18 protein-coding genes are annotated in these 12,886 nt (G+C 64.0%); 7 read left to right on the top strand and 11 right to left on the bottom strand.

Translation table 11 applies throughout. The features are described 5' to 3' along the window. Positions 1 to 41: 41 nt before the first annotated feature. Together flaF and V7E26_RS05945 are read left to right on the top strand one after the other, a co-directional pair. Complete coding sequence (gene flaF / locus V7E26_RS05950) at positions 42 to 407, top strand: flagellar biosynthesis regulator FlaF (RefSeq protein ID WP_324414506.1); 366 nt, start codon at positions 42 to 44, stop codon at positions 405 to 407. A 22-nt stretch (positions 408 to 429) separates the two neighbouring features. Next, positions 430 to 792, top strand: coding sequence for a hypothetical protein (locus V7E26_RS05945; RefSeq protein ID WP_324414504.1), 363 nt, complete (start codon positions 430 to 432; stop codon positions 790 to 792). Between the two features lie 73 nt (positions 793 to 865). Here the strand turns inward: V7E26_RS05945 and V7E26_RS05940 are convergent, their stop codons facing one another. The 4 genes from V7E26_RS05940 to V7E26_RS05925 all read right to left on the bottom strand — a co-directional run bounded on the left by V7E26_RS05940 (position 866) and on the right by V7E26_RS05925 (position 3,363). Further along, the gene (locus tag V7E26_RS05940) at positions 866 to 1,246 is read right to left on the bottom strand and encodes a hypothetical protein (protein ID WP_324414503.1); all 381 of its coding nucleotides are present in this window, start codon (positions 1,244 to 1,246) and stop codon (positions 866 to 868) included. 158 nt (positions 1,247 to 1,404) lie between these two features. Next, positions 1,405 to 1,890, bottom strand: coding sequence for a hypothetical protein (locus V7E26_RS05935; protein ID WP_324414501.1), 486 nt, complete (start codon positions 1,888 to 1,890; stop codon positions 1,405 to 1,407). A gap of 16 nt (positions 1,891 to 1,906) precedes the next feature. After that, a complete protein-coding gene (gene flgJ, locus V7E26_RS05930) occupies positions 1,907 to 2,245 on the bottom strand; it encodes a flagellar assembly peptidoglycan hydrolase FlgJ (protein WP_324414499.1) in 339 nt (112 codons plus the stop codon). After that, a complete protein-coding gene (locus V7E26_RS05925; RefSeq protein WP_324414497.1) occupies positions 2,245 to 3,363 on the bottom strand; it encodes a flagellar basal body P-ring protein FlgI in 1,119 nt (372 codons plus the stop codon). Before V7E26_RS05925 ends, flgJ begins: the two co-directional genes overlap by 1 nt. Positions 3,364 to 3,628: 265 nt before the next feature. On the opposite strand from V7E26_RS05925, the gene V7E26_RS05920 reads away from it, so the two are divergent. After that, positions 3,629 to 4,045 carry a flagellar assembly protein FliX gene (locus V7E26_RS05920; RefSeq protein ID WP_324414495.1) on the top strand — a complete coding sequence of 139 codons (417 nt, stop codon included), beginning with the start codon at positions 3,629 to 3,631 and terminating at the stop codon, positions 4,043 to 4,045. A gap of 36 nt (positions 4,046 to 4,081) precedes the next feature. Here V7E26_RS05920 and V7E26_RS05915 read toward each other — a convergent pair whose 3' ends face one another. Beyond that, on the bottom strand, positions 4,082 to 4,471 hold the full coding sequence (locus V7E26_RS05915) for a winged helix-turn-helix transcriptional regulator (protein ID WP_324414493.1): 390 nt from the start codon (positions 4,469 to 4,471) through the stop codon (positions 4,082 to 4,084). A gap of 114 nt (positions 4,472 to 4,585) precedes the next feature. On the opposite strand from V7E26_RS05915, the gene V7E26_RS05910 reads away from it, so the two are divergent. The 4 genes from V7E26_RS05910 (at position 4,586) to V7E26_RS05895 (ending at position 7,449) form a co-directional block, all read left to right on the top strand. Next, positions 4,586 to 5,197, top strand: a complete 612-nt coding sequence (locus V7E26_RS05910; protein WP_324414491.1) for an NAD(P)-dependent oxidoreductase — start codon at positions 4,586 to 4,588, stop codon at positions 5,195 to 5,197. Between the two features lie 210 nt (positions 5,198 to 5,407). Then, on the top strand, positions 5,408 to 5,773 hold the full coding sequence (dksA, locus tag V7E26_RS05905; RefSeq protein ID WP_324414489.1) for an RNA polymerase-binding protein DksA: 366 nt from the start codon (positions 5,408 to 5,410) through the stop codon (positions 5,771 to 5,773). Positions 5,774 to 5,840: 67 nt separating this feature from the next. Then, positions 5,841 to 6,626, top strand: coding sequence for a 2-keto-4-pentenoate hydratase (locus tag V7E26_RS05900; protein ID WP_324414487.1), 786 nt, complete (start codon positions 5,841 to 5,843; stop codon positions 6,624 to 6,626). A gap of 10 nt (positions 6,627 to 6,636) precedes the next feature. Continuing rightward, positions 6,637 to 7,449, top strand: a complete 813-nt coding sequence (locus V7E26_RS05895) for a hypothetical protein (protein ID WP_324414485.1) — start codon at positions 6,637 to 6,639, stop codon at positions 7,447 to 7,449. A gap of 4 nt (positions 7,450 to 7,453) precedes the next feature. Here the strand turns inward: V7E26_RS05895 and V7E26_RS05890 are convergent, their stop codons facing one another. The 6 genes from V7E26_RS05890 to flgF form a co-directional block, all read right to left on the bottom strand. Further along, a complete protein-coding gene (locus V7E26_RS05890; RefSeq protein ID WP_324414483.1) occupies positions 7,454 to 7,834 on the bottom strand; it encodes a ClpXP protease specificity-enhancing factor SspB in 381 nt (126 codons plus the stop codon). Positions 7,835 to 8,616: 782 nt separating this feature from the next. Next, positions 8,617 to 8,976, bottom strand: coding sequence for a PRC-barrel domain-containing protein (locus V7E26_RS05885; RefSeq protein ID WP_324414481.1), 360 nt, complete (start codon positions 8,974 to 8,976; stop codon positions 8,617 to 8,619). A gap of 334 nt (positions 8,977 to 9,310) precedes the next feature. Next, positions 9,311 to 10,063, bottom strand: coding sequence for a flagellar basal body L-ring protein FlgH (gene flgH, locus V7E26_RS05880; RefSeq protein WP_324414479.1), 753 nt, complete (start codon positions 10,061 to 10,063; stop codon positions 9,311 to 9,313). A 4-nt stretch (positions 10,064 to 10,067) separates the two neighbouring features. Further along, entirely contained in the window at positions 10,068 to 11,153 is a 1,086-nt protein-coding gene (gene flgA / locus V7E26_RS05875; protein WP_324414477.1) for a flagellar basal body P-ring formation chaperone FlgA, read from the bottom strand. Between the two features lie 9 nt (positions 11,154 to 11,162). Further along, on the bottom strand, positions 11,163 to 11,951 hold the full coding sequence (flgG, locus tag V7E26_RS05870) for a flagellar basal-body rod protein FlgG (RefSeq protein ID WP_324414475.1): 789 nt from the start codon (positions 11,949 to 11,951) through the stop codon (positions 11,163 to 11,165). Positions 11,952 to 11,969: 18 nt separating this feature from the next. Continuing rightward, entirely contained in the window at positions 11,970 to 12,734 is a 765-nt protein-coding gene (gene flgF, locus V7E26_RS05865; protein ID WP_324414473.1) for a flagellar basal-body rod protein FlgF, read from the bottom strand. Positions 12,735 to 12,886 lie beyond the last annotated feature (152 nt).

Genomic DNA, 12,886 nt, shown 5'->3' with positions numbered 1-12,886 from the left:
CCCGCGGTCGTCCTGCGAGCCGCTCTCACCGAGGTTAGTGAATGTCTAATGCAGCCCAGGCCTACGCTCGCACGTCGCAAACGACGTCGTCGCCCCGTGAAATCGAAGCGCAGGCGCTGCTGAAGGCCGCACGACAGCTCCAGGAAGTCCAGACCAACTGGCAAGGTCCCGGCCAGGCCATGCAGAACGCGCTGCTGTTCAATCGCCGGCTCTGGTCGATATTCATGAGCGCGGCGCAGACCGACGACAATCCGCAGTCGATCGAAGTGCGCCAGAACATCGCCAACATCGGCGTATTTGTGATGAAGCAGACGGTGGACATGCAGATGAATCCGGATCCGGCAAAGCTGAAGTCGCTGATCGACATCAACTGCAACCTCGCCGCCGGCCTGGCGGGCCGCCGCTAACGGCGGAACGGGAGCCATAGTCATGGCCGACATGATGAGCATCATTGCGGCCAACTATAAAACGGTCGGGATGACGGTCCCGACCAAGACGCCCTATGTGGCGGTCGATCCGGCTCTGTACGAGGGCGGCTGGACTGGAAAATACGCCGACCAGAAGACGTTCAAGATCACGGTCTCGAACATCACCGGCTTCCGCGCCAAGGTGCAATACCAGAGCGGCGCCACCAGCAAATTTCAGGAAGTGCTGATCAAGGACAATGCGTTCAGGATCGGCGACACGAAGTTCACGCTAACGGGAAACAATACGGCGCTGGTCAAGAACGTCGTCACCGACTCCGCCAGTGGACAAACCTACCTCGATCAGGCCTACGCGAAGCGTTCCTGAGCGGCGGTGCGGACTCCCGCGCACCAACTGGCCATCCACTTGTTCCTGCGATCGACCAAAAGCCCGCGATGGCTCAAGCCTTGCGATCGGTGGCGCGAACCCGCTGCGGCGCGTCCCTGGTCAGGTCAAGGGTATGGAAGTAGGCGCGGCGGCGCAGCACGGCTTCCTCGGGAAACTGCTTCACCACCTGGCTCGTCTTGACGTCGACGACTTGATAGACGACGGCGCGGGCGTCGCGGTCGATCACGACCTGGTTCGATACTGCAGCATTAGAAATGGAGACGCGGACCGCGGCGGAATCGGTTGAGGCGCGCGCACTCGGCTCCACCGCCGAGACGCTCTGGCTCGCCGGCAGATCGGTTGCGACCGCATGTTGGGCCGTCTCGCTCACGTGCTGAACGATCGGCGCGGCAACCGGTGCCCCCACCGGTTTGATGCTGAAATCTGTACTCATGGCAGCCTCCTGGCTTGCTGCGAGTCAAATCCCAACCCCTCGTGGGTGGCAATATAGTCCCCGATACCTCAACGCGATGTTAGGGAACACGCTGAATCCCGCGCTGATCCGGGCGCGCAAATTCAGTTAAAATTGTAGGCAATCGAAGGCAGCAGCGCCTATAGCGATCGGCTGACCGAGAGCGGGGTCATGTTGCGCGGCCCCGGCGTCGCGCGCTGTCCCGCGGCCGTATAGGTGCTCGGGATGTTCTTGCGCTGGATCTCGGCGTTGACGCCGCGGACGATGCCCTCCGACACGGCGTGCGCGGTCGCCAGCACCGTGAGATTGATCTGCAGCATCGCGCGGAAGGTGTCATGATGGCGGCGCAGCGTGTTCAGCAATTCCGGCGATACTTGCGCCAGGTACCTCTGCGCATTCTTGAGATTTTCGACCGAGACCATGTATCGGCGCGACAGGTCGCCCTTCTGATCTTCGAGACGCATCGCCTCGCGCACGTTGCCGGCGCGGACCAGTTCGGTTTCTCGCTCGATGACGCCGAGCAGGGCGCTCATCACGTTCACCAGTTCTTCCGCGAGCTTGCGCGCCTCGGCCGGCGTGGAGATTGCTCTTGCGGGGGCGGGGCTGGCCTGAGGGCGCGGATTCATGTCGGGTTCCTTTGGATCAGCCGGCGCGGTTGGCTTGCTGCAGGATCAAGGTGCGGAAGACATCGTTGGAAATGCCGATGCCGCCGGACTTGGCGAAGGACTTCGAGTATTCGTCGGTCAGCATCGAGCGCCAGACGCCGGTGCCGGGCGTATCGCCGAACGGACCGTCGCCTTTGACGCCGGTGGTCATCTGCGAAAACATCGAGTTGAGGAACATCGCCTCGAACTCCTCGGCCTTGGCGCGGGTCTTCTTCTGCGCCTCGGGCGAAACCTTGGTCAGCGCTTCGGCGAGCTGCAGGTCCTTGCGGCCGTTGATCAGCGCTGCCTTGTTGTAGGTATTGGCGACCGTGTTCATCACATCACCTCGATGTCGGCCTGGATCGCGCCGGCGGCCTTGATCGCCTGCAGGATGCCGATCAGGTCGCGCGGTCCGATGCCGAGCGCATTGAGGCCGTCGACGAGCTGCTGCAGCGAGACGCCGTCCCTGACGATGGCGAATTTCTTGCCGTCTTCGCTGACGCTGACGCCGGTGCGCGGCGTCACCACGGTCCGCCCGCGCGACAGCGGGTTGGGCTGGCTCACTTGCGGACTTTCGGAAATCGTCACGGTGAGATTGCCCTGCGCCACCGCCACGGTGGCGACGCGGACGTCGCGGCCCATCACGATGATGCCGGAGCGTTCGTCGATCACGATCTTCGCGGCCAGGTCGGGATCGACCTGCAACTGCTCGATCTCGGTCAGGAAGGCGACGACATTGCCCTTGAACTCGGCCGGGATCGAAAGCTGCACCGTGGAAGGATCGATCGGCTCGGCGGTCTTTACGCCGAGGAAGTCGTTGACGGCGGCGGCGATGCGCTTGGCTGTCGTGAAGTCGGCGTTGCGCAGCGCCAGGCGAACATTGGGCAGGCGATTGAGCGCGAATTCGATCTCTCGCTCGATGATGGCGCCGTTGGCGATGCGGCCGACCGTCGGCACGCCGCGGGTGATTTTGGCGGCTTCGCCTTCGGCCTGGAAACCGGAGATGGCGAGCGAGCCCTGGGCGACCGCGTAGACGTTGCCGTCGGCGCCGAGCAGGGGGGTGACGAGCAGGGTGCCGCCCTGCAGGTTCTTGGCATCGCCGAGCGCCGAGACGGTGACGTCCATCCGCGTGCCCTGGGTGCCGAAGGCCGGCAGGTTGCCGGTGACCATGACGGCGGCGACGTTGCCGGTGCGGATGGTGGCGCCACGGATGTTGACGCCCATCCGTTCCAGCATCGCCTGCAGCGATTGCTTGGTGAAGGGGATGTTGTTGAGGGTGTCGCCGGTGCCGTTGAGGCCGACCACGAGGCCGTAGCCGATCAACTGGTTCTGCCGCACGCCTTCGATATTGGCGAGGTCCTTGATCCGCGACGTCGCACCCGCCGGCGACAGCGATAGCGCCAGCAGCGCGGCACAGGCCGCCCAAATCAGTTTTGCCGAACGGATGCCGGGCATCCTGTGCTCCCCTCGAGTATTCCACCGGACCGCGGCGCCACTCCCATGACGGCGGTCCGCGATTAACTATGCGAAGGACGTGCCATCTCGCGCTGCGGCTGCAATCCGTTGATATTGCTGGATGTATGCTGGAGCGCTGGTGTCGCTCCCGCTTCACCATGACGGGCGAAACTGCCGCACGTCGGCAGATTTTGCCGGGCCGTTTACGCGTCATTAACCATAAGAAGGCGAAGGTCGGGGCGACTCTCACGGTGAGATCACCACGATGCGCATCTACGGACCGAACGGCACCACGCTTGGATCGCCTGCGAGCCACACGCGGCGAACCAGTTCGACCGGCTTCTCGTTGCCGGATACGCCGGCTACGCCCGAAGAGACGCGCTCGGCCGCCGCACCCAAGGCCGCCGGGAACATCGATGCGCTGCTTGCCCTGCAGGGCGTCGAGGATCCGGCCGAGCGCCGCAAGCGATCGGTGGCGCGGGGCAGGGGCGCGCTCGACGTGCTCGACGAACTCAAGATCGGATTGCTTTCCGGCAACCTCGACGCCTCGACGGTGAACCGGCTGCGCGACGCTGCCGCAAACCTGAAGTCCTCCTCCGGCGATCCCGGCCTCGATGCCGTGCTCTCCGAAATCGAGCTTCGGGTCGAGGTCGAACTGGCCAAGGCCGGGCAACGGTTCTAGATCGAAACGGATGTCATCGCCTGCGGACGGCGTGGCTCACGCCGCCATGTCCTTGCGCGCCGCGTCGTAACGGCGCTGCGCGCTTAATACCTCCTTCAGATTCTTCTCCGCCCAGTCCCGCAACGGATCGACGGCGTCGGCGAGCGTCGCGCCAAGCGGCGTGATCGAATACTCGACCGTGACAGGCACGGTAGCGATGACACGGCGCTTGATCAGCCCGTCGCGTTCAAGCGATTTGAGAACCTGGCTCAGCATCTTCTGCGATATGCCTTCAATGGCGCGACGTAACGCGTTGAAGCGCATCGCTTCGTCGCGCACGAGAAGCAGGATCAACACTGCCCATTTGTCGCCGACGCGATCGAGAATCTGGCGGGTCGGGCAGTCGGCCGAATAGGCATTCGGGATTTTCGAATTGGCGGCTTTCACGGCGGTTACTCCGGCGTAATCAGGTGACCCGGAAGTGCTCTCTTCACACTTACATCCTTTTCGCTATCTAGTCACCGTTGGATACCAAATTCGCGTATCGCAGGGAGACTTTCCATGAAGATCGCCGTCATCGGCGCGTCCGGTAACGCCGGTTCGCGCATCACCGCCGAACTAGCCCGCCGCGGCCACAGCGTCACCGCCATCGTCCGCCATCCAGAAAAGGTCGCCGCCCAGGCCAATGTCACGCCCGTCAGCGGCGACGTCACGGATCAGGCCGGCCTTGCCCGCCTGCTGGCCGGCCATGACGTAGCGATCAGTTCGGTTCGTTTCCTGGCCAGCGATCCGGCCAAGCTGATCGCGGCCGCCGGCGAATCGAAGGTTGGCAGGTACCTCGTCGTCGGCGGCGCCGGCAGCCTTGAAGTGGCACCCGGCGTCCGGCTGGTCACCACGCCGGGCTTTCCCGTGGCATACAAGGCGGAGGCCGAGGCCGGCGCCGCGTTTCTCGACCTGCTTCGGGCCGAGAAGGAACTCAACTGGACCTTCCTGTCGCCCTCGGCCCTGTTCACGCCCGGCGAGCGGACCGGCAGGTTCCGCCTTGGGACCGACCGGCTTTTGACCGCTACCGACGGCAAAAGCTCGATTTCCTTCGAGGACTTCGCAGTTGCACTCGCCGACGAGATCGAGCGGCCGGCCCATATCCGCCAGCGATTCACCGTCGGCTATTGAAAAAGGGGCAAGCCCAATAACTTTGCCTGTGCAAGGCCTTGGGGAGATACCCCCAAGGTACTCTCAAGGGTAGGGGCGATATTGTCTGTCACAACCCGTCGCTATATAAGGCCCGCGCGGACGGACAATTTTCCGCCCCGCCTTGCACGCGAAGATGGGCTGGCCTTGGAAAAGTTGAAGAACTATCGACCCTCCGAAAAAGAGCCTTTCATGAACGACCGCCAGCGCGATTATTTTCGCGCCAAGCTGCTGGCGTGGAAGGATGAGATCCTGAGGGAATCGAAGATCACCCTGCAGACGCTTCAGGAAGAGAACGTCAATCATCCGGATCTGGCTGATCGCGCCTCTTCTGAAACCGATCGCGCCATCGAATTGCGCGCCCGCGACCGCCAGCGCAAATTGATCTCCAAGATCGACTCCGCGCTGCAACGCATCGAGGACAATACCTACGGCTACTGCGAGGAGACCGGCGAACCGATCTCGCTCAAGCGGCTGGAGGCCCGTCCGATTGCAACGCTGTCGGTGGAAGCGCAGGAACGGCACGAGAAGCGCGAGAAGGTTTATCGCGACGAGTAGGATAATGCCTGGCGTCTGACCGCGAACCGGTCAGCGCTGCAGGTCGCAACCGAGAAAGCCGCCGCTGATGGACAACATTCTTGCGGCCGCCCAGACCATCGCCACGGCCCGCCGCAACCGAGCGCCGCTGGCCTCGCTCCCCGCTGATCTCGCGCCGGGCGATGAGGCCGAGGGCTATCGCATCCAACGCGCCGTCCACGATCTCCTGCTGCCGCAGACCGGCGGCCTGGTCGGCTACAAGATCGGCTGCACCAGCGCCGTGATGCAGGAATATCTCGACATCCCCCATCCCTGCGCCGGCGGCGTGTTCGAAAAGGGCGTTCACGACAGCGGCGCCCGGCTGCGCCATGGCGATTACGTCAGGGTCGGGGTCGAATGCGAGATCGCGGTGCGGCTTGCACGCAGCCTGGCGCCGTCGGAGGCGCCGTTCACTGCGGAGTGGGTGATGGAGGCGATCGAGTCCTATCATCCGGCGATCGAGATCGTCGACGACCGCTACGTCAAATGGGAGACGATGGGCGTACCGACGCTCGTTGCCGATGATTTCTTCGCCGCCGGCTGCGTGCTCGGCCAGGCGGTGGCGCGCGTCAAGGCGCCGGACCTGCTCAAGGTGCAGGGCCGCGCCGTCATCAACGGCACGGAGGCCGGCCACGGCACCGGCGCAGACGTGCTCGGCCATCCCCACAACGCGCTGGCCTGGCTCGCCAATCATCTCGCCGAGGAAGGCAGGGGGCTGCACGCCGGGCAGATCGTGCTCACGGGCAGCCTGGTGAAGACGGTCTGGCTCGAGGCCGGCGACAGCGTGAGGATGGAGCTCGAGGGCCTCGGCCGCGTGGAGGCCAAATTCACATGAAATGGCAGTGATGGCCGAGAGCGTTCCGTCGATTCTCGAATCCGATGCGCGCGGCGAAATTGCCGACATCTATGCCGATATCCGCAAGGTGCTCGGCACCAGCGTCGTCAACCTGATCTGGCGCAACCTCGCGACCATGCCGGGCGCACTGGAATGGACCTGGTCGACGGTGCGTCCGCTCTATCTCGGCGACGCACCGCTGCATGCCGAAGCCGTCAGGCAGACGATCGCGTTGCCGGATTGGCCCGGCTTTTCCGCCGACACCTTGCTGGCCGCCGGCGTGGACGGGAGCGAACGCGCGCTCATCCGCGGCGTGCTCGACAGCTATCAGCATACGAATGCGCTGGCGCTGGTCGTGCTCTCGGCGCTATTGGCTCACTACGAGCCGCGACCGGCGCCCGCATTGGCGGCCGCCGTTTCAGCGCCAAAGCCGTCCGCCGCCAGGATCCCGGAATTGCCGCCGATGGATGCGCTCGATCCGGAAGTCGCGGCGCTGGTCGGCGAACTGAATACGTTCGGCGAGGACGCTGAACCGCAACTGATCGCGAGCATGTACCGGCATCTCGCATACTGGCCGGCCTATCTGGCGCTGGTGCGAACCATGCTGGCGCCGCTGCAGCAGCAGGGCCGGCTCAATGCACTGACACTTTCGACCCGCGCGCTTGGCTATGCGCATGGTGCTACTCTGGCGACGCAACTGAAGCCTGCGGCGCCGCCCGCCACGCTGAAGGGCGCACTCGCTTCCTGCCGCCTGTTCGTCGAACATCCGATCGCGCGGATGACCGGGCTCTGCGCCATGATTCGGCGCGCGACGCCGGACTGACGCGTCAGCCGTCGGAGCACTTCAGTTCGGACTTGTCCCAGAACGCCTTGATGGCGTTGAACGGCACGGTGAGACGTTCCCGATTCCCCATGAAACGCAGCAAGACCTCGAAGCGGTCGTCCTTGATGTTCAGCTGCTCGAAATCCTGCTGCAGGATGATGGTCATGTCGTCGGGATATTTCGACTTGAGGCTCTGCGACAGTTTCACGCCGTCGGCGTGGGTTCGAAAGGTAATGTTCACCGGCCGCTGCTCTGAGGCGAGCTTGAGCGTCTCGGCGATTCTGGCGCGCTGAGCTGGCTTGCTGCAGGACTCGGCGGCGATCGCTGATGTTGCCGGAATGAGGACTGCGATGAGGAGAAGTATTGCCTCTCGAGAGATGCCCATAGCCCGCATTTGCGGGGCATGCAGTATGCCGCGACCTGTCGTTTCCATCACGCTGTCTCTGGAATACTTGATCGCCTGCCCTTACGGCGAGTGGACAACTGGCTGCTTCTCGCGTCCCCGCGGCTCGCTTGGCCCGATGTCATGCTAAACAGTTCCGTCAAAAAAGAAAGAGGCCCCGGCGCAACCGCGCGTCGCTGCACCCGCAAAGCGTGTGCACCGATGGCAACCGCATGGTGGTTATCGCGGGGGCGTCCGAGCGGCTACGCCTACGACTAATGGTTAATCGCGAGCCTTGTCGGCTCAAGGCACCTTCGCCGTATTGGCATCAGCGGCGGGTTTGCCAGGACCGCGCAATCGTTCCGCGCGCCATGCCGTTAACCATCACATTGACAGGCCATGTGCTGCAGCCCGAAGTCGCTTGTGAGGTCGTTGGCCTGCGCGCCGTTGCTTGCGCGCGGACATAACGCCCTGCGACAAATTGCGCACGCGGCGCATGAGCTATTGTCCCCCGCCGAGAGCACCGGCGCCCGCGAACCAGGCCAAGCGGCCGACACGTCGCATCGCGTCACAGGCTGATGACATACGCGCTCATCGCCAGCAAAATGGCGACGCTGAGAGCAATAATGATCAAGAAGAATTTTCCCATCTTTGCCTCCCAAAGACTTCTCAACGCAAAGCAGCAAGAATGGTTCTCTGTTGGCAGGCAAACCGAAGGTCCCGATTGCGGTCAAGCAAAAGGCCCGCCGCGGGGCGGGCCTTTCGGATGTTGGGCATGACCGAGATCAGATCGCGACGCCGTAATAGTCGTTGACGGCACGGGTCCTGGTCGGGTCGCTCCAGTTCCAGGTGTTGTCGTTGCGGTAGCGCGGCGCGCCCTTGAGCTGCGCTTCGGTCACGCCGGTGACGTAGCCGCCGAGCGACGTATCGTATTTCAGCGACTGCCAGGGCAGGGGATAGTGATCGTCGCCGATGCCGAGAAAACCACCGAACGATAGAACGGCGTAGGATACCCTGCCGCTTTTCTTGTCGATCATCACGCGCTCGATCGAGCCGATCTTGTTCTGATCGGCGCCGTACACCGCGGTTCCCTCGACCTTGTCGCTGCCGATCAGGTTGCCGGTTTCATTGGTTTCCAAGGACATATTTCCTCCGTTGCGGTTGATGGAGGGAAAACGAAGAGGTGAGGGGAAATGTTCCTGAGGAAATAGCGCATCGACGCATGGCACAGTGCGAGGCCGCGGCCTCCGGGCGAATGGCCTCTTCTGCGGAGAATCGCAATCTCATCGTCAATGCCCAGCTCATCGACAAGAGCCGCATCCGGCATCGTTCGCACTGAAGATCGGATGGCGCCAGCCGCCTTCGCCGCGGTTGCCCGGCTCGAAAACGACGACGGCCTCCGCCAGGGGAGCTGGCGGAGGCCGCGTAGAACATCTCCGTCGCGCCTAGGTTCGCAACGAGATGTGGGAGTTCGGAGAACTAGAACGGCAGCAGCACATCCATCACCTGCTGGCCGTAGCGGGGCTGCTGAACGTCGGTGATCTGGCCGCGCCCGCCATAGGCGATGCGCGCCTGCGCGATCTTGGAGGAATCGATGGTGTTGTCGCTCTGGATGTCTTCGGGGCGGACGATGCCGGCGACGATCAGTTCGCGGATTTCGAAGTTGACGCGGATCTCCTGCTTGCCTTCGACGACGAGATTGCCGTTCGGCAGCACCTGCGTGACAACAGCGGCGACGTTGGTGGTCAGGGACTCCTGCCGGTTGACCGAGCCCTTGCCGTCGCTCGACGACGTCGAGTCCGTGGTCAGGATCTTGCCGGGCAAAATCTTGAGCGGCTGCGTGATGGTCTGGGATCCGATGAAATCGGTGATCCCGGAGTCTTCCTTGGCGGACCGGCTGCGCTGGGTCTCGTTGGAGAGGTTGGCCTTGTCGGTGATATTTACGGTCACGGTCAGCAGATCGCCGATGCGGGCGGCGCGCTGATCCTTGAAGAAGGCGCGGCTGCCGTTCCGCCACAGCGAGTTGGCGTTGTAGGACGCCTGCTCCGGCTTCGGCATCGGCATCTGCACCGGCTTGTAGCCGGGCTGCGTGGTCGGGTTTTCGATTTCCGTCAGCCTGGGCTTTTCGCCGATCTGCGACAGACGGTCGATCGAGGAGCACCCGCCAGCCAAGGCGGCCAGCGACAGCATGGCGCCGATGAGAACGATGCGGTTGAGACGGATGACTGACATTACATTACTCGGCTTTTGAAGCGGCTGGCGAACTGACGGTGGCGACGGCGATGGGCGCGGACTGGGCTGTACCCAGCGAGGAGGTGGCATCGCTGGTCTGCGGGCGGCTGATCGAGACGGGACTGATAGAGATTTGGCCGCGGCCGATCACGGTGCCGGATATCGTGCGTTTCGACTGCAGGTTCATGACGCTCACGACATCGCCTTCGGTGCCGTTGTCGAGCGCCTTGCCGCGCATGGTGAGGTAAATCCCGGCCGCCTCGTAGATCAGCGTGACGTTCTGGTCGCGCTGCACCAGATCGGGCTTGGCGAGGTCGGCGGTCTTGATTGCCTGGCCGGCGCGGAGCTGGCGGCGGGCCTGCATGCCGACGGCGCGATCGCGCACGGCGGCATCGGTGCCGGTTTCCGCCTTCGGGCGTCGCTCGACCACCACGTCGGACGATTTCAGGATCTCGTTGCGCGCGACGTCGCGCGCCAGCACTGCGGCCTCGACGGTCTCGACCGCCGTGCCGGTGAAGCGCAGCTTGGCGGCGGCGCCGCCGTTCTCGCTGGCGACCTCGAGGGTGACATCGAAGCGGCCGTTGCGGTTGTCGTAACGGACGATGGTCGGCTGCAGGGCGCCGCTGAAGCCGGCATCCAGCCGGAGATCGCCCGGCTCGCGGTCGAAGGTCAGTAGCAGATTGGCCGCATCGCCAAGACCGTTGCGGCGCTCCAGCGCCTGCGCAACCTGCAGCTCGATGGTCTTGCCCTCGAGCGTGCGGGCGAGCCGCGTCACCGAGATCTCCTTGAGGTCGCGGGTGTCGACGCCGATCACCTGATGGGCGCGAAGTGCGTTCAGCACCTGCGCCACCGGCAGCGTGCCCGTGGTGCCCAGGTCCGGCGCGCGGTAGATCGCGATCTGCGCGGCGCTGCCCGCATTGTCGATGACGTCGCCGATCCGCACCAGATCGCTGGTTACCTGCACGTTGGCTCGCAGGACCGGGGCGGCGATAACGCTCCGGTTCGCGAAGCTGTCCCGGGTCTGTGCGACAGCAGCCGCGCTCGATGCGGCAGTAAGGGCGGCGGCCAGGAAGAGGGCGCGGGCGATCATGATCAATGCTCAGCGGAACATGTTGGAGGTGGATTGCAGCATCTGGTCCGCCGCGCTGACGACCTTGGCGTTCATCTCATAGGCGCGCTGGGCGGCGATCAGGTCGGAGATTTCGGTCACCACCTCGACATTGGCCTGTTCGAGGTTGGCCTGCTGCATGTCGCCAAAACCGTCGGTATTGGCGACGCCGTCCTGCGGCGTGCCGGAGGCCGGGGTGTCCGTGAACAGGTTGTCGCCGATCGGGTTGAGGCCGGCCTTGTTGATGAAGCGCGTCAGTCCGATCTGGCCGACGAGCGTCGGTGTGGTCGAGCCCGGCAGCATCACCGTGAGCTGGCCCTGCGCGTTGATCGTGATCTGCGACGAATTCTGCGGGATCGTGATCGTCGGCTGCACCGGGTTGCCCTGGGCGGTGACGACACGGCCCTGGGCATCCATCATGAACGAGCCGTCGCGGGTATAGGCATAGGTGCCGTCGGGCACCTGGATCTTGAAGAAGCCTTCGCCGCGGATCGCGATGTCGAGGTCGTTGCCGGTCGGGGACAACGTGCCCTGGCTCATCAGGCGCGGCGTGCCGGCGGTCTTGACGCCGCCGCCGACATCGACGCCGACCGGCAGGATGGTGCCCTGGTCGGACGCCTGCGCGCCGACGCGGCGCACGTGGTCGTAGATCAGGTCCTGGAACGCCGCCCGCTGCTTCTTGTAGCCGGTGGTGCGCATGTTGGCGATGTTGTTGGAAATCACCTGAACGTTGAGTTCCTGTGCCGCCATGCCGGTCGCTGCTGTGTAGAGTGCGCGCATCGATCTATTCCCTGAACGTTATGCCGGAACGTCGGCGAGTTTCTCGACTGCGGTGCGGTGCAGGTCGTGCTGCTGTTGCAGCATCGCGGAGATCTGCGTGTAGGTGCGCGTGATCTCGATCAGCCGGCTCATTTCGTGGACGGAATTGACGTTCGACTTCTCGATGTAACCCTGGTTCACCCGCGAGGTGGTGTCGGGCTGCGGCGCGATGCCCTGGCCCGCGGAGTAGAGGTTGCCGCCTTCCTTCACGAGCTTCTGCGCGTCGGCGAAGGAGACCAGCCGCAGCTTGCCGCGGACCGAGTCGGTGCGGCCGGTGCCCTCGACGACCGTGATGTTGCCGTCGGCTGCGATCGTGATCGACTTGTCGGTCGGCTGGAACACGATCGGCCCGGAACTGCCCAGCACCGGATCGCCGCTCGCGGTCACGAGCTGGCCCTGATTGTTGATCTGCAGGCCGCCGTCGCGGGTGTAGCGCTCGCCGGCGGCGGTCTGCACCACCAGGAAGGCCTTGCCGTCGATCGCGATGTCGAGCGGGTTCTTGGTTTGCTCGCTGGGGCCGGCCGCGAAATCATGGAAGGTGGCGCGGTCGTGCACGAAGGAGACGCGGCGGTCGGCGCGCACGAAATTGTCTTCATGCGCCGGCGAGCGCAGATATTCCTCGAACAGCGACCGGTCGGCCTTGAAGCCCGTCGTGTTGATGTTCGCGACGTTGTTGGCGACGACATCCAACTGCCGTTCCAGCGTCATCTGCCGCGATAGTCCGACGAGAAGCATGTTCTCCATCGGTGGTTCTCCCCTCTGATCGATCCGAACAGCAGGCTCTCCCAAGCCCCTGGTCCTGATCCGTCGTAACCGTTGGGCTCTCCCAAGCCTGCAGGTCACGCCATCTCCTCAGCGAAAGCTGTGCCAAGTCGGGAAGTATTGATTTTCTAAGG

Origin of the sequence: Bradyrhizobium sp. (assembly GCF_036735945.1) — a bacterium.
GTDB lineage: Bacteria > Pseudomonadota > Alphaproteobacteria > Rhizobiales > Xanthobacteraceae > Bradyrhizobium.
The sequence above is the reverse complement of the archived record's forward strand: the minus strand, read 5'-3'. Positions and strand labels throughout refer to the sequence as shown.